Consider the following 15,197-nt stretch of genomic DNA (forward strand, 5'->3'; position numbering starts at 1 on the left):
GGATGTCGGTGAGGGTGGGCCCGGGCGGCGGCGGTTCGAGATCAGTAACGAACATATGTTCGACTATACACCATCTGAGCTGCGGAGACGGAAGGATCTGAACGGCCGGTGGGGTACTGGGGGAGGGAGGAGGCGCCCCAAGCTGTCGGACTACAGCGCCGGGAGTCCGACGAGGACGTCATGGCCACCCCGATCGACTTCGAGGTCTCCCACCAGCTCGGGCCCGGGTCGTCCTACACGCTGCGCGGCTTCCTCTACGAGCCCGCGGGCCAGGAGGGCTGCCGGACCTCGATCCTGCAGGAGTCGGGCATCTCCTTCCTGGCGCTGAACACGCTCGGCCACGGCCAGCCCGACCACCCGTACCGCAGCTCGGCCCGGCCCGACGGCTACCCGGTCACGGTCGAGGCGCTGGCCGACACCGGCCACCAGATCACCCAGCCGCTGCGCGCCGACGGCGACGAGCACGTCGGCCTGATCGGGCACTCCACGGGCAGCGAGGAGTCGGAGATGCACGCCGGGCTCGGGTCACCGAGGAGGCGATCGGTGCGAGCGTTCCGCGGAACACGGCCCCGGCCCATCGATCACCGAGCCGTAGCCCGTCCACGACGGCGGTGCCGGGCCGACAACGGTGCCGGGCCGACGACGGTGCCGGGCCGACGACGGGCACGCGGTCCCGGAGACCGTCGTCGGCCACCCAGACGGGGACCGGCGGCCGCGACCGGTCCACCGCCGCACCGGGGTCAGCCGGGGAGCTCCCCGGTGCACACCAGGTGTTCGGCGACCTCCACCAGCTTCACGTTCGCCGCCTGCGACGCCACCGAGAGCCGGGAGAACGCCGCGTCGGCGGTGAGCCGGTGCCGCTCGATGAGGATCCCCTTCGCCTGCCCGATCACGTCCCGCCGCCCCAGCGCCTCCCGCAGCTGCTCCTCCCGGCGGCTCTCCGCCATCGCCAGCACGGCCTGCGCGGCGACCGCCCTGGCGACGCTCGCGGCCCGGTCGTCGAACGCACCGGCCTCGGTCGCGTACAGGCTCAGCGCCCCCGGCCGGCGGGCGTCGAGGCGCAGCGGCAGGCACAGCATCGCGCCCACCCCCGCGGCGCGGGCCCCGGAGCGGAACTCCGGCCAGCGGTGGTCGGCCGACATGTCGTCGATGTGGACGGTGACCTGCCGGTGGGCGGAGGTGCGGCTGGGCCCGTGGCCGAGGCGCCGCTGCAGTTCGTCGAGCCCGAGGGGCACCGCCCCGGCCGCCGCCACCGGGGCGAGGTGCCGGTCGGTGCCGGCGACGGCGACGCCGGCGTGGGATGCGCCGGGGACGCACGCCACGGCGAGGGCGGGGATGGCCCCGAGTGCGCTGGACGGGTCGGTGGGTTCCGTCGTCGGCGGGCGGGGGACGCGGACCCGGTCCAGACCCGGGGGAGCGGTGAGCACCGCCGGTGGGTACCCGCTGCGGGATCCGGTATGCGTGCCCTGCACGGGTCCGCGACCTGGCCTACTGTCGGGTTCCGGCCCGCTGCCCCAGCGGCGCCACAGGTGCAGACAGGCGCCTCCCGCACGTCACCCTTGGAGCCGTCGTGCCCGCACAAAGCCCGCACGTCCGATGACCGCGCTCGTCGGGCCCGGCCCACGACCCGACCTCCGGCTGTTCCGGCCGCCGGGTGTCTACCGGGCGCAGAGCGACTCGGCGGTGCTCGCCGAGGTGATCCGCCGTGGCGGCCACGCGTCGGGCCGTCACGTGCTCGACGTGGGGACCGGCTCCGGCGCGCTCGCACTGGCCGCCTCGCGGGCGGGGGCGGCGTCGGTCACGGCGGTCGATCTGTCGCTGCGCTCGGTGCTGGCCACCCGGGTGAACTGCGCCCTGCACGGGGCCCGGGTCGCCGTGCGGCGCGGTGACCTCTTCGCCCCGGTCGCCGGTCGCCGGTTCGACCTGGTCGTGGCCAACCCGCCCTACGTCCCCGCCGAGACCGACGACCTGCCCCGGCACCGCAGCGCCCGCTGCTGGGACGGGGGCGTCGACGGGCGGCTGGTCGTCGACCGCATCTGCGCGGCCGTGGCCGACCACCTCTCCGCCGACGGGGTGCTGCTGATGGTGCACTCCGCGGTCAGCGGCCCGGGCGCCACGGTCGAACGGCTCGCGGCCGCGGGGATGACGGCCTCGGTGGTGCTGCGGACCTCGGTCCCCTACGGCCCGGTGATGCGCGAGCGGGCCGCCCTGCTGGAACGCCGCGGGCTCGCCGCACCGGGGGAGAGCGTCGAGGAGCTGGTCGTCGTGGAGGCCCGCCGTGCCCGCTGAGCGTCGCGAGGTCGTGCTGACCGAGGAGGGGCCGGTGCTGGTCTCCGGGCCCGTGGAGATCGTCCTGCCCGACGGGCGGCGCGTCACCGCCGACCGCCCCGTCAACGCGCTGTGCCTGTGCCGGCGCAGCCGCCGCTACCCGATCTGTGACACCAGCCACCGCACCCGGACCCGGGAGGACTCCTGATGCTCAGCGCCACCGTGCCGCCGCCCGTCACCTCCCCGTCGTTGCCCCGGCCGCGGGGGCCGGTCTCCGCCGCCGTCCTCGACGCGCTGCGCGGCGGCCCGGTGCGCGTCGACGTCTCCGGCGCCGACCCGTACGGCGACGACGTGCAGCTCGCGCTGCACTGCTGCTACGAGCTGCACTACCGCGGCTTCGACGGCGTCGACGACGACCTGGAGTGGGACCCCGCCCTGCTCGCGGTGCGCGGGGACCTGGAGCGGCTGTTCCTCGCCGCGTTGCGGGCCGACGTCGAGGCGGGGGCGGACGTGGCGGCCGAGGTCGACGCGCTGCTCGTCGAGCCGGTGGGCCCGGACGTCGGCGGGGTCTCCCACCACCTGCGCCGCGACGGCGAGCTGTGGCAGCTGCGCGAGTACGTCGTGCACCGCTCGATCTACCACCTCAAGGAGGCCGACCCGCAGGCCTGGGTGATCCCGCGCCTGCCAGGGCCGGCGAAGGCCGCGCTGGTCACCGTCGAGCACGACGAGTACGGCGGCGGCGACCCCGACCGCATGCACGCCCGCCTGTTCGCCGACATGATGCGCGAGCTCGGGCTCGACGACTCCTACGGGCACTACGTCGACTCGGTGCCCGCCGAGACGCTCGCCGAGGTCAACCTCATGTCGATGTGCGGGCTGCGGCGCAGCCTGCGCGGGGCGCTGGTCGGCCAGTTCGCCGCCGTCGAGCTGACGTCCTCGCCCGGCTCGCAGCGCCTGGTGCGGGCCATGCGGCGCCTGGGCTGCGGCCCGGCCGCGATCGCGTTCTACGACGAGCACGTGGAGGCCGACGCCGTGCACGAGCAGATCATCCGTCGCGGCGTGCTCGGCCCCCTGCTCGCCGCCGAGCCGGGTCTGGCCGCCGACGTCGTGTTCGGCATCCGCGCCTACCTGCACCTGGGCGACCGGCTCGGCGAGCGGCTGCTGGACTGCTGGTCCCGCGGCGCGTCGAGCCTGCGGGGGGATACCGTCGGGGCGTGATCGCCCGCTCCGTCGGCCTGTTCGTCGTCGCCGCGCTGTTGGAGATCGGCGGGGCCTGGCTGGTGTGGCAGGGCGTGCGCGAGAACCGGGGCTGGATCTGGATCGGGGCCGGGGTGATCGCACTGGGCGCCTACGGCTTCGTCGCCACCCTGCAGCCCGACGCGCACTTCGGCCGGATCCTGGCCGCCTACGGGGGCGTGTTCGTCGCCGGGTCGCTGGCCTGGGGGATGGTCGCGGACGGCTACCGCCCCGACCGTTACGACGTGGTCGGGGCGTTGGTGTGCCTGGCCGGGGTCGCGGTGATCATGTATGCACCGCGCCCCGGCTGACACCTCTCAGGCGCGCTGGGCCTGGTCGTTCGGCGCGACGGCGCGATCGGTGTCGGCGTCGTAGCTGCGGGCCAGCGCGGAGAGCTTCTCGGTGAAGTCGTGCGCGGCCACGGCGGGCTCGGCGGAGCGGCCGGCGGCCAGGCCGAGCAGGAACACCGTCTGCGCCGCGACGGCCCCGTCGACGTTGGTGCGGACGAGCGCGTCGAGCTCGGCCGCGGCGTCGAGGGCCTGCTGTCCCTCGGCGGCGTCCTCCAGGCCCAGCTCGGTGCGGGCGGCGGTGAGCCACTCGGCGGTGCGGGTCTCGGTCTCAGGCACGGGGTGCTCCCAGTTCGCGTTGGATGCCGTCGACGGTCTGGTTGCCGAGCTTCTCGAACTCCAGCTGCATCAACGGGCTGCCGAGCTTCGCGACGCCGTGCAGGACGACCGTCGCGTCGTAGGTGATCTCGGAGCCCTCCGCCGCGGGTCGGACGGTGATGACGTCGGTGGCGGTGGCGGTCTTGTTCTCCCCGACCAGCTCGATGCGCTCGGCGTCGAGGTGGGTCAGGCGGTACTCGAGCTCGGTGGTGGAACCGAGGATCTTCGAGGTGTTGTGCCAGGTCGCGCCGACCTGCACCGGGCCGGGGTCGACGCGCACGCAGGACTGCGTACCTGGGTCCCAGTCCTGCGCATGGGTGAAGTCGGCGAGGTAGTCGACGGCCCGGCGGGGGTCGGCGGTGACGGTGAACGTCCGTACGACGTGGACCATCAGGCCGTGCCGCTCGACGGCGCCGGCGGGGTGACCGACTGCGGGGCGGCGTCGACGTCGCCGCGCCAGCTGCCGCCGGTGCCGCCCGCCTCGATGAACTGCTTGAAGTTCTCCATGTCGCCCTTGATCCGGCGCTGCACGACGCCCAGCGCGTCCCCGGCCTTCTCGACGAGGCCCTCGGGCTCGTGGTCGAGCTGCAGGGTGACGCGGGTGGTGGTGTCGTCGAGGCGGTGGAAGGTGACGACGCCGGCCTGGTGCGTGCCGTTCTCGGTGGTCCAGGCGATGCGCTCGTCGGGGTGCTGCTCGGTGATCTCGGCGTCGAACTCGCGCTCGACCCCGGCGATGCGGGTCACCCAGTGGGTGCGGGTGTCGGTGAGCTGGTCGATGCGCTCGACCCCGTCCATGAACCGCGGGAACGACTCGAACTGGGTCCACTGGTCGTAGGCGGTGCGGACCGGGACGGAGGCGTCGATGCTGTGCGTGACATGAGTGCTCATGACGGTCGGTTGCCCGGGTGTCGACCGCGTCAAACCCGGTGCATCGCCGAACCGATGTGACGGGTCCGACGGCGTGGGGAGCCGGCCGGCCGCCGGTCCCACGACCCGTCCGCGCACCGCGGGGCCTACCGTGCGGGGGTGACCGGACCGGGATGGGTGCGACCGTGGGTGCAGCTCGTGGAGATCGCCTGTTCGGCACCGGTGGTGATCGCGTACCGGACCGTGGGCGTCGTGACCGGCGGCTGGCCGCCGAGTCCGGGGGCGCGGCGTGAGTACCGCCGGATGGTGCAGGAGAAGGCCGAGGGGTTCACCCGGGCCGCCGTGGTGGCGGTGACCACCCCGCCCGCCGACACCGCACGGTTCGCCGCCGCCGTCCTGGCCCCCGTCCACCGGCGGGTGGTGGCCAACCGCAGGCGGCTCACCCGGTAGCTACCGGCGTGGCGGCACCGGCACGCGCTGCAGGTCGTGCGCCACCACGACCTCCCCGTCGAACACCGCGGCGGCCTCCTCGCCGAAGCGGGCGGGGTCGGGGTAGCGCTGGGAGAAGTGGGTGAGCACGAGCGTGCGCACCCCCGCCCGCGCCGCGACCGCACCGGCCTGGCCCGCGGTGAGGTGGCCGTAGGCGTCGGCCAGGTCGGCGTCGGCGTCGAGGAAGGTCGACTCGATCACGAGCAGGTCGACGCCCGCGGCGAGCGCGTGCACGCCGTCGCACAGGCGCGTGTCCATCACGAACGCCACCTTCTGGCCCGGCCGCGGCTCGCTCACCTCCTCGAGCGTGACCGGACCGAGCGACCCGGTGCGCTGCAGCTCCCGGACGGCCGGGCCGTGCACGCCCGCGGCGGCGAGCCGGTCGGGCAGCATGCGGCGCCCGTCGGGCTCGACGAGCCGGTAGCCGTAGGACTCGATGCGGTGGTCGAGCCGGCGCACCTCCAGGTACGGGTCGGCGCAGACCGGCCCGTCGGCGGTGATCGGGTGCTCGCGCACGTCGAGGGTGTCGTGGAACGGGGTGGCGTGGCGCAGCCGGTCGAACCACACCCGTCCCGACGCCGGGAAGTGCGCGTGCACCGGGCGCGTCACGCGATCGAGCGAGAGGCGCTGCAGGACGCCGGGCAGGCCCAGGCAGTGGTCGCCGTGGAAGTGCGTCAGGCAGACGTGGGTGATCGCGCTGCTCGCGACCCCGGCCAGCGTCAGCTGCCGCTGGGTTCCCTCGCCCGGGTCGAACAGCAGGCCGTGGCCGTCCCAGCGCAGCAGGTAGCCGTTGTGGTTGCGGTGCCGTGTCGGCGCCTGGCTGGCGGTGCCCAGCACCACGAGCTCCCGCGCCGACACGGCGGTCACCCTAGCGACGCCCGGGGACCTCGCGCGCCGCGGCGAACCGCTCCGCGGCGTCGGCCCAGTTCACGACGTTCCACCAGGCGGCGACGTAGTCCGGCTTCACGTTCTTGTACTGCAGGTAGAACGCGTGCTCCCACATGTCGAGCATGACGATCGGCACGACGCCGACCGGCACGTTGGCCTGCTGGTCCCACAGCTGCAGGACGTGCAGGCGCTGCCCGAGCGGGTCGTAGGCGAGCACGCCCCAACCGGACCCCTGGATGGAGGTCGACGCGGCGGTGAACTGGGCCTGGAAGGCCTCGAACGAGCCGAAGGTGTCGTCGATCGCGGCCGCCAGGTCGCCCGTGGGCCTGCCGCCGCCGTCGGGGGAGAGATTCGTCCAGAACAGCGAGTGGTTGACGTGCCCGCCGAGGTGGAACGCCAGTGCCTTCTCCAGGCCCACGATCGCGCCGAACTCGCCGCTCCCACGGGCGGCGGCCAGCTTCTCCAGGGTCTCGTTGAGGCCGTTGACGTAGGTCTGGTGGTGCTTCGAGTGGTGCAGCTCCATGATCTCGCCCGCGATGTGCGGGGCCAGTGCGCCGTAGTCGTAGGGGAGGTCGGGAAGCGTGTAATCGGCCACAGAATTGCTCCTTCACATAGTTCTCCGGTGCCGCCATCTTGCAGTAAGGGGCGGATGCGCGCAGTGGCACCCGCCACGCCGGGTCGCGGTGTCCGGGCCGGGTGAGCAGACTGCCCGGATGAGCCGCTTCTCTGCGACCACTGAGTCGGAGGCCGTCGTCGCGGCCGAGCGTTCCCGGATCTGGGCGGTACTGACCGATCCCGTGCTGCTGCCGCGGCTCACGCCGCTGCTGAAGAAGATCGAGACCGACGGCGCGAGCTGGCGCTGGCACCTCGTCGGCCTCTCGGTGCTGGGGGTCGGGATCAGCCCGGTGTTCACCGAGAAGATGACCTTCGACGCCGGTGACGGCGACGGCCACCGCATCGACTACACCCACGCCCCGCCCCCCGGGGTGCGGGAGAGCACCGGTGCCGAGGGCTGGTACGTCCTGACCGACGAGCCCGGGGGCACGCGGCTGGCCATCAGCCTCGGGCTGAGCGTGGAGCTGCCGCTCCCGCGGCTGGCCGCCCCGGCCGTCACCGCGGTGATGAAGGAGACGATGCAGCGGATGGGCGACCGGTTCTCCGCCAACCTGCTCCGCCACCTCGGGGTGCCGGCCCGGTAGGTTGGCCGGGACGTGAACGGGCGCCGACGCCCCGCTGTCGGGAGGCGAGGTGCGTGGTGGCCGGGCTCCTCGCCGCGCTCGAACGGCGGATCGTCGGAGCCCTGCAGGTCGACGGGCGCGCGCCGTGGGAGCGGATCGCCGCGGTCCTCGGTGAGCCCGAGGGCGCCGTGGCCCGGCACGGTCCCGCGCTCCTCGCCGAGGGCGGGGTGCAGGTCGTCGGCGTGCCCGCCCCGCAGGCCGGCACCGTGGTGCACCTGCGCTGCGGGCCGGGCCAGGAGCGGGTGGCCGCCCTCGCGCTGGCCCGCCGCGCCGACACCCACTGGGTGCACCTGCTGGCCGGACCCGCCGGCGCGGTCGCCGAGATCGGCTGCCCGCCCGAACGCCTGGCGCGCCTGGTCGGCGACGAGCTGCCGCGTTTGCCCGGGCTCGTCGAGGCCGCCGCGAGCACGGTGCTGCGCCACGTCCGCACCGAGGACGAGTGGCGGCCCGGACTGCTGGGCCCCGAGGAGTCCGAGGCGCTGACCGAGCACCTGCCCCCGCCGGGGGACGCGCCGCTGGGCGAGGTCAAGACGCTGGGCCCGGCCGACCGCATGCTGCTCACCGCCCTGCAGTTCGACGCCCGGCGCGGCGACGACGAGCTGGCCGAGGTCACCGGGCTCTCGCGCAGCGCCGTCCCGCGGCGGATCGACCGGCTGCGCCGCGACGGACGGCTGCGCATCCGCGTCGTCGTCGACCCGGCCCGGCTCGGGTTCGGGGTGCGCGCCGTGCTCCGGGCGTCGGCCGCGCCGCGTGACGTCGCGGCCGTCGCCGCCGGGCTGCGCCGCGAGCCGTGGGTGCTGCGGGCGTGCCGGGTCACCGGTGACCGCCCGCTGCTGGCGGAGGTCGCCGTCCCCGGGGTCGACGCCCTGCACGACCTCACCACCGACGCCGCCTGGCTCGACCGCGTCACCGCCCTCGACACCGCCGTCGTGGTGGGCACGCTCAAGGACGGCGGCCTGTTCACCCCGCCGGACTGACGGGGTCGTCCGCTACTAGGTTCGTCGGCGATACCCAACTCACGGGGGAGTGCGGATGACGGACGCGGACACGCCGGTGGTGGAGGGGCGCGTGCACGTCGCCGCCCCGCCGGAGCGGGTGTGGGAGCTGGTCAGCGACATCCACCTCATCGCCTCGATCAGCTCCGAGCTGCAGGAGGTGTCCTGGCTCGGCGACGTGGCCGAACCGGCCGTGGGATGCCGGTTCCGGGGCCGCAGCCGGCACCCGGCCGTCGGCGAGTGGACCACCACCTCGCACGTCGTCGCCTGCGAAGCGCCGCGGGTGTTCGGCTGGGACGTCGGGCTGCCGGAGCGCCCGACCGCGAGCTGGTGCTTCGAGCTCACGGCCCGCGACGGCGGCACCGAGCTGCGCCAGTGGGCGCGGATGGGCCCCGGACCGTCGAACCTCGACGCGGCGATCGCGGCGATGCCGGAGAAGGCGGAGCGGATCGTCGCCGGGCGGCTGCGCGAATGGCAGGCCGGGATCGACGCGAACCTGGTGGCGATCAAGGAGCGGGCCGAGCGCCGGTGAGGACCGCGACGACGGTCGAGGCGTCGGGCGGCGACTGGCGCGAGACCGTCGAGTTCGTGGTGGAGGCCGAGCGCATCGGCCTCGACATGTGCTGGGTCGCCGAGGCGTGGGGGTCCGACGCGCCGTCCGCACTGGGGTACCTCGCCGCGCGCACGTCGCGGATCGGGCTCGGGTCCGGGGTCGTGCAGGTCGGCACGCGCAGTCCCGTGCTGCTCGCGCAGACCGCGCTGACGCTGGCCGACATGTCCGGCGGCCGGTTCGTCCTGGGCCTGGGCAGCTCCGGGCCGCAGGTGATCGAGGGGCTGCACGGCGTCCCGTTCGCGCACCCGCTGGGGCGCACCCGCGAGACCGTCGCGGTGATCCGGTCGGTGTTCGCGGGGGAGCGGGTGGCCCACGACGGGCGACACGTCCGCATCCCGCTGCCCGGCGGCGACGGGCGCCCGATGCGCACCTCCACGGCGCCGAACCCGGACATCCCGATCTACCTCGCCACGCTGTCGCCGCGGATGCTGGAGCTCACCGGGGAGGTCGCCGACGGGTGGCTGGGCACCAGCTTCGTGCCCGAGGGCGCCGCCGCCTACCTCGACCCGCTGCGCGCCGGGGCCGCCGCGGCCGGCCGGACCCTCGCCGACCTCGACCTCTGCCAGGGCGCGGAGGTGGCCTTCGCCGCCGACGAGCGCGAGCTGGCCGCGATGGTCGACGCCCGGCGCCCCGGCCTGGCCTTCAGCCTCGGCGGCATGGGCACGGCGACGTCGAACTTCTACTTCGACGCCTACCGCCGGCAGGGGTGGGGGGAGCGGGCCGACCGCGTCCGTGCGCTGTGGCTGGCCGGTGACCGCGCGGGCGCCGCCGCGGCCGTCGACGAGGAGATGGTGCTCGGCACCACGCTGATCGGCACCGAGGACGGCGTGCGCGCCCGGCTCGCGGCGTGGCGCGACGCCGGCGTCACCACGGTGCGGCTCTACCCCGCGGGCGACACCCTCGACGCCCGCCTGGAGACCCTCGGCCGGGCCGTCGACCTGGTGCGGGCGCTCTGACCGGTCCGCGACCCGGGACGGGGGACTCGCGCGCGGGGGACGGGGGACTCGCGCGCGTGGGACGGGGGACTCGTGGGGTCAGCGGCCGGGGTGCACCACGTGGATCTCGGCCCACGTCGCGCGGTCCGGCGGGGCGCCGGTGGGCACCCGGACCAGGCCGTCGGCGTCGGGGGCGGGCGGGTCGGGCGGGTGCGGGAGGCGGTCGGCCAGGCGCGCCAGCGCGGCCCGGTAGAAGCGGAGCTGGGTGTGCCGGCCGAACATCGAGAACCCGGCGCGGAAGAGCGGGTTGCGGATCTCGGACCGCCGCGAGTAGGCGTCGATGCGGAACTCGACGCGGCCCGTCGTCAGGTCCTTGACGATCTCGTAGGTCAACCGGCCCTGTTCCAGGTGCCCGTCCAGGGTCTGGTACGCCCACCCGACGACGCGCTCCGGACCGTCGGCGCCCGCCCGCACCTCGTCGAGCTCGGCGGTGATGCGCACGCCCATGTGGAACCGGAACATCGCGAACCTGCCCTGCAGCAGCATGTCGCGGCCCACCACGTCGGCCGGGTGGCGGTAGGCCGCGCGCAGCAGTGCGGGGTCGGTGAACTCGTAGCCGTTCACCAGCGCGTCGGCGGCCGCGACGATCCCGTCGGGCTCGGGTTCGCCGGGGGCCTCGTGCCCCAGCACCACCGTCCAGCGGTCCTGGTGCCAGCCGTCGGTGACGTGCGGGGGTGCGAGTGCCTCGTCGTAGTTCACGGAGCGGGTGGCCAGGTCGTCGACGACGGCCGCGAGGTCGGGGGCGTTCAGCGCGGGGCTCCGGTGGATCTCACGCGGAACGGGTACCCCGTACATCGTGTTCCTACTCGGCCGGCCCGCGCCCGGCACCCACCTGCACCGCGTCGACCATCTGCTGCGCTGGCCACTCGGTATCGCCCGGGTCCTGGCCTACCGGATCCCCGGCTACGGCCCCCCGCTGACCCGCACCGAGGCCGCGGGCGACGCCGGGGACCTGCCCGCCCCCGTGCCGCCGGAGGTCCGCGCCGCCGACGTCCAGTACGTGGCCGACGGGACGGGGGCGCTGCTGCACCGCCGCTACTCCGTGGTCGTCGACGGCGCCGACCGCGGTCCGGAGGTGCTGATGGCCGAGCTGTCGCGCGACCCGAACTGCGCGGTCCCCGACGCCGCGGTGTTCCAGCGCAGCGTGGGTGCCGACGGGCCGATGCGGCTGCGCGACGAGTGGCTGATCCGGATGCCCGCTCCCTGGGACGGGCCGGTGCGCGTCATCGCGGTGACCCCGTCGTCGTTCCGGTTCGCCACGCTGGAGGGGCACCTGGAGGCGGGCCAGATCGAGTTCCGGGCCGCGGTCCGCCCCGACGGCGCGCTGTCGTTCGAGATCGAGTCCTGGGCCCGCCCCGGTGACCTGGCGGCCCACCTGCTCTACAACCGGCTGCCGCTGGCCAAGGAGATCCAGCTGATGGTGTGGGCGCGCACCTGCACCGCGGTGGCCGAGCTGGTCGGCGGCACGCCGCGCGACGGGGTGACGGCGGCGACCCGCGTCGTCGACGGAGCGGCACTCGACGCGCTCCCGCCGGGGGTCTAGGGAAGGCTGGGGCCGTGCTCGCCACCGCTCTGGACACCCTGCTCGACCGCACCGTCGTCCCCGGCTACTCGCGGCTGGGCTACCTCGCCCGCTCGGCGACGTGGTCCGGTCCGCGGGCCGACCCGGCGCCCGGTGCCCTGGCCGGGCGCGTCGCACTGGTCACGGGCGGGGGCGGCGGGCTGGGGCTCGCCACCGTCACCGGGCTGGCGCGCCTGGGCGCCACCGTGCACCTGGTCGTGCGCGACGAGGGACGCGGCGCGGCCGCCCGCGACCGGGTCGAGGCCGCCGTGCCCGGGGCCGACCTGCACCTCACCCGGTGCGACGTCGCCGACCTCGACGACGTGCGCCGCGCCGCCGACGTGCTCGCCGCCGCCCGCCCCGACCTGCTGGTGCACAACGCCGGCGTGCTGCCGCCCGCGCGGACGGTGACCCCGCAGGGCCACGAGCTGTGCCTCGCCACGCACGTCCTGGGACCGCACCTGCTCACCCGGCGGCTCGCCGGGGCCCTGCGCGAGCGGGGCGGCCGGGTGCTGTGGATCTCCTCGGGCGGCATGTACGCCCAGCGGCTGAGGGCCGACGAGCCGGTGCCCTACGACGGCACCACCGCCTACGCCCGCACCAAGCGGATGCAGGTGGTGCTGTCCGGGCTCTGGGCGCGCGAGCTGGACTCCCACGCCGTGCACCCCGGCTGGGCCGACACCCCGGGGCTGGCCGAGTCGCTGCCCGCCTTCGGTCGGTTGCTCGGCCCGGTGCTGCGCACCGCGGAGCAGGGCGCCGACACCGCCGTCTGGCTGGCCGCGGCCCCCGCCGCCGTCGCGGGGACCGGGCGGTTCTGGCACGACCGCCGCCCGCGCCCGGAGCACTACGTGCCCTGGACGCGGGAGACCCCCGCGGACCGTGACGCCCTGTGGGCCCGCGTCGAGGCGCTCACCAGCTGAGCAGCAGCTCCTCCGGCCCGCGGACCAGCGCGCCCGTGCGCCACGGCACGTCGGCGGGGTCGACGGCCAGGCGCAGGTCGGGGAACGCGGCGAGCAGCGAGCCGACCGCCTCCTGCAGCTCCATGCGGGCCAGCTGGGCGCCCAGGCAGTGGTGCAGCCCGTGCCCGAACGCGACGTGGCGGTTCTCGGCGCGGTCGAGCACGAGCGTGTCGGGGTTCTCGAACGCCTCGGGGTCGCGGTTGGCCGCGGCGACCGACACCACCACGGCGTCGCCCGCGCGCACCGTGCCCCCGGCCAGCTCGACGTCCTCGGTCGCGATCCGCGGGAACCCCGCGGACGCGCCGAGGGGCAGGTAGCGCAGCAGCTCCTCGACCCCGCGGGCCACGGCACCGGGCCCGGACCGCAGCGCCTCCCCGCGGTCGGGGCGGGTGAGCAGCGCGAACACGATGTTGCCGATCATGTTCATGGTGGTCTCGTGCCCGGCGACGAGGATGCCGACGCCGAGCCCGACCAGCTCGCGCTCGCTGAGCGCGTCGCCGTCGTCGCGGGCGACGACCAGCGCGCCGAGCAGGTCGTCGGTCGGCTCCTCCCGGCGGCGGGCGACGAGCCCGGCCATGTAGGCGAGCAGCGCGTCGCGGGCCCGCGTGCGCTGCGCGGGCGACATGCCGGTCGTGGACAGCGCGGCGTCGGCCCCGGCGCGGAAGACGTCGCGGTCGGCCACCGGCACCCCGAGCAGCTCGCAGATGATGGTGACGGGCAGCGGGACCGACAGGTGCGCCACCAGGTCGGCCGGGGGCCCCGCGGCGCGCATGCCGTCGAGCAGCTCCGCGGTGAGCGCGGCCGCCCGCGGGCGCAGCGCCTCGACCCGGCGCACGGTGAACGCCCTGGCCACGAGCTTGCGCAACCGGGTGTGCTCGGGGGCGTCCATGTTGAGGATCGACGCCGGCTCGTGGTCGATCTCGGGACGCACGCGCGGCACGTCGGCCCCGACGGTCGCCGCGCGGCTGAACCGCGGGTCGGCCAGCACGGTGCGGACGTCGTCGAGGCGGGTGGCCAGCCAGGCCTCGCCGCCGTAGGGCAGGGCGACGCGGGCGAGCGGCTCCTCGCGCCGCAGGCGCGCGTAGCGCGGGTCGAACGTCAGGCCGTCGGGCTCGGCGAACGGGTAGGTCGTGGTCATCTCGCACCCCCGTAGTAAGCAGTCGCTTACTACGCAACGCTAACCATGTGGGGCCGGTGGGTCAACCGTCGAGCAGCGCGCGGGCCCCCCGCAGGACGTGGGCGACGACGGCCGCGTCCGAGGCGCCGATCTCCGCGCGGGTCTGGCTCAGCCCGAGCAGCCAGGCGAGCAGCAGCGAGGCGCGCAGCTCGGCCTCGACGGGGTCGGCGGTGCCCGCGAGGGCGGCGAACGCGGCCCGGTAGGCGGTGCCCAGCTCGGTGCGCACGGCCTCGGCCGCCCGCCCCTCCGAGCGCAGCACGGCGAAGAACATCGCCGAGCCGGGGGCGTCGTCGAACATCGTCGCGAGGATCCGCTCCAGCAACGTCTCCGGCGGGCCCTCCGACAGCGGGGCCAGCGCCTGCTCGGTGACGGCCTCGGCGAACAGCGCCTCCTTGTTGCCGAAGTAGCGGAACAGCAGCGCCTGGTTCACCCCGGCCCGGTCGGCCACGCCGCGCACGGTCGTGCCGTCGTAGCCGCGCTCGGCGAACAGCTCGCGCGCGGCGCGGAGCAGGGCTCCGCGGGTGGCGGCGGCGTCACGGGGGCGCGGGGCGGACGTCATCGGCGGCTCGCAGTCGTCGGGTCGGCCGATCAGACCACACCGGTGCCGCGTGTGGGCCACGGCTCCCCGGGGTAGGCACCCGCATGCCCGATTTCGACGACCAGTCCGCCGCCCCCGACCTGGGCGCCGCGGTGCAGCTCGACAACGCCGAGACCCTCGAGGGCGCCGCGGGCGGCCCCGACGCCCTCGACGCCGGGTACGTGCCGCCGGACCGTCCCTACGCCCTCGACGACGACGCCCACGAGACCCTCGACGAGCGCCTCGCCGCGGAGCGTCCCGAGGACTCCGCCGACGCCCAGGCCGACCGCACCGGGCGGCTGACCGCCGCGGCCGGGGGCGACGACACGGCCGCCACCGACGTCGGCGTCGACGGCGGCGCGGCGTCCGCGGAGGAGGCGGCGGTGCACGACGTCGCGGCCGACACCCGGGTCGACGGCGAGCCGTCGGTCGCGGCCGACCCGTCGCTCGTCGACCCCGAGGTGGACGCCGAGATCGCCGACGCCGAGGACGCGAGGGTCCGGCGCGAGGCCACCCGCGACGCCGCGGCCACGCTCGACGACGCCGCGGCCACGCTCGATGACGCCGTGGACGGGTCCGCCGTCGGGGCGTCGGGGCGCACGGACGCGGGCCCGTCCACCGGTCTGTGATTCCCGCCCGCGTCACGGCGCCGGGCCGCGCGGAGGAGGA

At 75.6% G+C, this 15,197-nt stretch carries 22 protein-coding genes; 12 read left to right on the plus strand and 10 right to left on the minus strand.

What is annotated here, in order from left to right:
- Nucleotides 1-150: 150 nt before the first annotated feature.
- Nucleotides 151-483 (minus strand): hypothetical protein, encoded by a 333-nt coding sequence (locus PHY01_RS19255; RefSeq protein ID WP_170183888.1) that lies wholly within the window; start codon nt 481-483, stop codon nt 151-153.
- A gap of 257 nt (nt 484-740) precedes the next feature.
- The gene (locus PHY01_RS19260; RefSeq protein ID WP_141280424.1) at nt 741-1,427 is read right to left on the minus strand and encodes a GAF and ANTAR domain-containing protein; all 687 of its coding nucleotides are present in this window, start codon (nt 1,425-1,427) and stop codon (nt 741-743) included.
- Between the two features lie 169 nt (nt 1,428-1,596).
- On the opposite strand from PHY01_RS19260, the gene PHY01_RS19265 reads away from it, so the two are divergent.
- From PHY01_RS19265 to PHY01_RS19280, 4 genes are read left to right on the plus strand one after another with little or no spacing between them, the layout of a single operon-like run.
- Nucleotides 1,597-2,289: a HemK2/MTQ2 family protein methyltransferase gene (locus PHY01_RS19265; protein WP_141280425.1), complete on the plus strand. Its 693-nt coding sequence runs from the start codon at nt 1,597-1,599 to the stop codon at nt 2,287-2,289.
- Nucleotides 2,279-2,476: a CDGSH iron-sulfur domain-containing protein gene (locus PHY01_RS19270; protein ID WP_141280426.1), complete on the plus strand. Its 198-nt coding sequence runs from the start codon at nt 2,279-2,281 to the stop codon at nt 2,474-2,476. The genes PHY01_RS19265 and PHY01_RS19270 overlap by 11 nt, the downstream gene beginning before the upstream one ends.
- Nucleotides 2,476-3,486 (plus strand): iron-containing redox enzyme family protein, encoded by a 1,011-nt coding sequence (locus tag PHY01_RS19275; RefSeq protein WP_141280427.1) that lies wholly within the window; start codon nt 2,476-2,478, stop codon nt 3,484-3,486. Before PHY01_RS19270 ends, PHY01_RS19275 begins: the two co-directional genes overlap by 1 nt.
- Nucleotides 3,483-3,815, plus strand: coding sequence for a YnfA family protein (locus tag PHY01_RS19280; RefSeq protein WP_141280428.1), 333 nt, complete (start codon nt 3,483-3,485; stop codon nt 3,813-3,815). The genes PHY01_RS19275 and PHY01_RS19280 overlap by 4 nt, the downstream gene beginning before the upstream one ends.
- Nucleotides 3,816-3,821: 6 nt before the next feature.
- On the opposite strand, the gene PHY01_RS19285 is transcribed toward PHY01_RS19280, so the two are convergent.
- The 3 genes from PHY01_RS19285 to PHY01_RS19295 are packed head-to-tail and all read right to left on the minus strand — an operon-like array spanning nt 3,822 to nt 5,057.
- A complete protein-coding gene (locus tag PHY01_RS19285; RefSeq protein WP_141280429.1) occupies nt 3,822-4,130 on the minus strand; it encodes a DUF6457 domain-containing protein in 309 nt (102 codons plus the stop codon).
- Nucleotides 4,123-4,560, minus strand: coding sequence for an SRPBCC family protein (locus PHY01_RS19290; RefSeq protein ID WP_141280430.1), 438 nt, complete (start codon nt 4,558-4,560; stop codon nt 4,123-4,125). The genes PHY01_RS19285 and PHY01_RS19290 overlap by 8 nt, the downstream gene beginning before the upstream one ends.
- Complete coding sequence (locus PHY01_RS19295) at nt 4,560-5,057, minus strand: SRPBCC family protein (protein ID WP_141280431.1); 498 nt, start codon at nt 5,055-5,057, stop codon at nt 4,560-4,562. Before PHY01_RS19295 ends, PHY01_RS19290 begins: the two co-directional genes overlap by 1 nt.
- A 138-nt stretch (nt 5,058-5,195) precedes the next feature.
- Between PHY01_RS19295 and PHY01_RS19300 the strand changes: the two genes are divergently transcribed.
- Nucleotides 5,196-5,486, plus strand: a complete 291-nt coding sequence (locus tag PHY01_RS19300) for a hypothetical protein (RefSeq protein WP_141280432.1) — start codon at nt 5,196-5,198, stop codon at nt 5,484-5,486.
- Here PHY01_RS19300 and PHY01_RS19305 read toward each other — a convergent pair whose 3' ends face one another.
- The gene (locus tag PHY01_RS19305) at nt 5,487-6,383 is read right to left on the minus strand and encodes a ribonuclease Z (protein ID WP_141280433.1); all 897 of its coding nucleotides are present in this window, start codon (nt 6,381-6,383) and stop codon (nt 5,487-5,489) included.
- 10 nt (nt 6,384-6,393) lie between these two features.
- On the minus strand, nt 6,394-7,008 hold the full coding sequence (locus PHY01_RS19310; RefSeq protein ID WP_141280434.1) for a superoxide dismutase: 615 nt from the start codon (nt 7,006-7,008) through the stop codon (nt 6,394-6,396).
- Nucleotides 7,009-7,126: 118 nt separating this feature from the next.
- On the opposite strand from PHY01_RS19310, the gene PHY01_RS19315 reads away from it, so the two are divergent.
- Genes PHY01_RS19315 through PHY01_RS19330 form a run of 4 tightly spaced genes read left to right on the plus strand, consistent with a single transcriptional unit; the run spans nt 7,127 to nt 10,215 of the window.
- Complete coding sequence (locus PHY01_RS19315; RefSeq protein WP_141280435.1) at nt 7,127-7,612, plus strand: SRPBCC family protein; 486 nt, start codon at nt 7,127-7,129, stop codon at nt 7,610-7,612.
- A 56-nt stretch (nt 7,613-7,668) separates the two neighbouring features.
- Nucleotides 7,669-8,628, plus strand: coding sequence for an Lrp/AsnC family transcriptional regulator (locus PHY01_RS19320; protein WP_141280436.1), 960 nt, complete (start codon nt 7,669-7,671; stop codon nt 8,626-8,628).
- A 55-nt stretch (nt 8,629-8,683) separates the two neighbouring features.
- Nucleotides 8,684-9,178 (plus strand): SRPBCC family protein, encoded by a 495-nt coding sequence (locus PHY01_RS19325; RefSeq protein WP_141280437.1) that lies wholly within the window; start codon nt 8,684-8,686, stop codon nt 9,176-9,178.
- Nucleotides 9,175-10,215, plus strand: coding sequence for an LLM class flavin-dependent oxidoreductase (locus PHY01_RS19330; protein ID WP_141280438.1), 1,041 nt, complete (start codon nt 9,175-9,177; stop codon nt 10,213-10,215). Before PHY01_RS19325 ends, PHY01_RS19330 begins: the two co-directional genes overlap by 4 nt.
- A 78-nt stretch (nt 10,216-10,293) precedes the next feature.
- Here PHY01_RS19330 and PHY01_RS19335 read toward each other — a convergent pair whose 3' ends face one another.
- Nucleotides 10,294-11,049: a DUF1990 family protein gene (locus PHY01_RS19335; RefSeq protein ID WP_141280439.1), complete on the minus strand. Its 756-nt coding sequence runs from the start codon at nt 11,047-11,049 to the stop codon at nt 10,294-10,296.
- Between the two features lies 1 nt (nt 11,050).
- On the opposite strand from PHY01_RS19335, the gene PHY01_RS19340 reads away from it, so the two are divergent.
- Both PHY01_RS19340 and PHY01_RS19345 read left to right on the plus strand, forming a co-directional pair.
- Complete coding sequence (locus tag PHY01_RS19340) at nt 11,051-11,797, plus strand: DUF1990 family protein (RefSeq protein ID WP_246086014.1); 747 nt, start codon at nt 11,051-11,053, stop codon at nt 11,795-11,797.
- Between the two features lie 14 nt (nt 11,798-11,811).
- Nucleotides 11,812-12,735, plus strand: coding sequence for an SDR family NAD(P)-dependent oxidoreductase (locus PHY01_RS19345; protein WP_141280440.1), 924 nt, complete (start codon nt 11,812-11,814; stop codon nt 12,733-12,735).
- On the opposite strand, the gene PHY01_RS19350 is transcribed toward PHY01_RS19345, so the two are convergent.
- Both PHY01_RS19350 and PHY01_RS19355 read right to left on the minus strand, forming a co-directional pair.
- Complete coding sequence (locus PHY01_RS19350; RefSeq protein WP_141280441.1) at nt 12,725-13,912, minus strand: cytochrome P450; 1,188 nt, start codon at nt 13,910-13,912, stop codon at nt 12,725-12,727. The two genes, PHY01_RS19345 and PHY01_RS19350, sit on opposite strands and share 11 nt — an antisense overlap.
- Before the next feature lie 61 nt (nt 13,913-13,973).
- The gene (locus tag PHY01_RS19355; protein ID WP_141280442.1) at nt 13,974-14,510 is read right to left on the minus strand and encodes a TetR/AcrR family transcriptional regulator; all 537 of its coding nucleotides are present in this window, start codon (nt 14,508-14,510) and stop codon (nt 13,974-13,976) included.
- 83 nt (nt 14,511-14,593) lie between these two features.
- On the opposite strand from PHY01_RS19355, the gene PHY01_RS26640 reads away from it, so the two are divergent.
- Complete coding sequence (locus tag PHY01_RS26640) at nt 14,594-15,157, plus strand: DUF5709 domain-containing protein (protein ID WP_170183890.1); 564 nt, start codon at nt 14,594-14,596, stop codon at nt 15,155-15,157.
- Nucleotides 15,158-15,197 lie beyond the last annotated feature (40 nt).

The organism is Pseudonocardia hydrocarbonoxydans, from assembly GCF_006539565.1.
In the GTDB taxonomy this organism is placed as follows: domain Bacteria; phylum Actinomycetota; class Actinomycetes; order Mycobacteriales; family Pseudonocardiaceae; genus Pseudonocardia; species Pseudonocardia hydrocarbonoxydans.

Bases quoted from the DNA above. Each gene is read 5' to 3' on its own strand.
- PHY01_RS19265 (WP_141280425.1), top strand. From the start codon at position 1,597: ATGACCGCGCTCGTCGGGCCCGGCCCACGACCCGACCTCCGGCTGTTC.
- PHY01_RS19275 (WP_141280427.1), top strand. From the start codon at position 2,476: ATGCTCAGCGCCACCGTGCCGCCGCCCGTCACCTCCCCGTCGTTGCCC.
- PHY01_RS19290 (WP_141280430.1), bottom strand. From the start codon at position 4,560: ATGGTCCACGTCGTACGGACGTTCACCGTCACCGCCGACCCCCGCCGG.
- PHY01_RS19295 (WP_141280431.1), bottom strand. From the start codon at position 5,057: ATGAGCACTCATGTCACGCACAGCATCGACGCCTCCGTCCCGGTCCGC.
- PHY01_RS19315 (WP_141280435.1), top strand. From the start codon at position 7,127: ATGAGCCGCTTCTCTGCGACCACTGAGTCGGAGGCCGTCGTCGCGGCC.
- PHY01_RS19325 (WP_141280437.1), top strand. From the start codon at position 8,684: ATGACGGACGCGGACACGCCGGTGGTGGAGGGGCGCGTGCACGTCGCC.
- PHY01_RS19335 (WP_141280439.1), bottom strand. From the start codon at position 11,049: ATGTACGGGGTACCCGTTCCGCGTGAGATCCACCGGAGCCCCGCGCTG.
- PHY01_RS19350 (WP_141280441.1), bottom strand. From the start codon at position 13,912: ATGACCACGACCTACCCGTTCGCCGAGCCCGACGGCCTGACGTTCGAC.
- PHY01_RS19355 (WP_141280442.1), bottom strand. From the start codon at position 14,510: ATGACGTCCGCCCCGCGCCCCCGTGACGCCGCCGCCACCCGCGGAGCC.
- PHY01_RS26640 (WP_170183890.1), top strand. From the start codon at position 14,594: ATGCCCGATTTCGACGACCAGTCCGCCGCCCCCGACCTGGGCGCCGCG.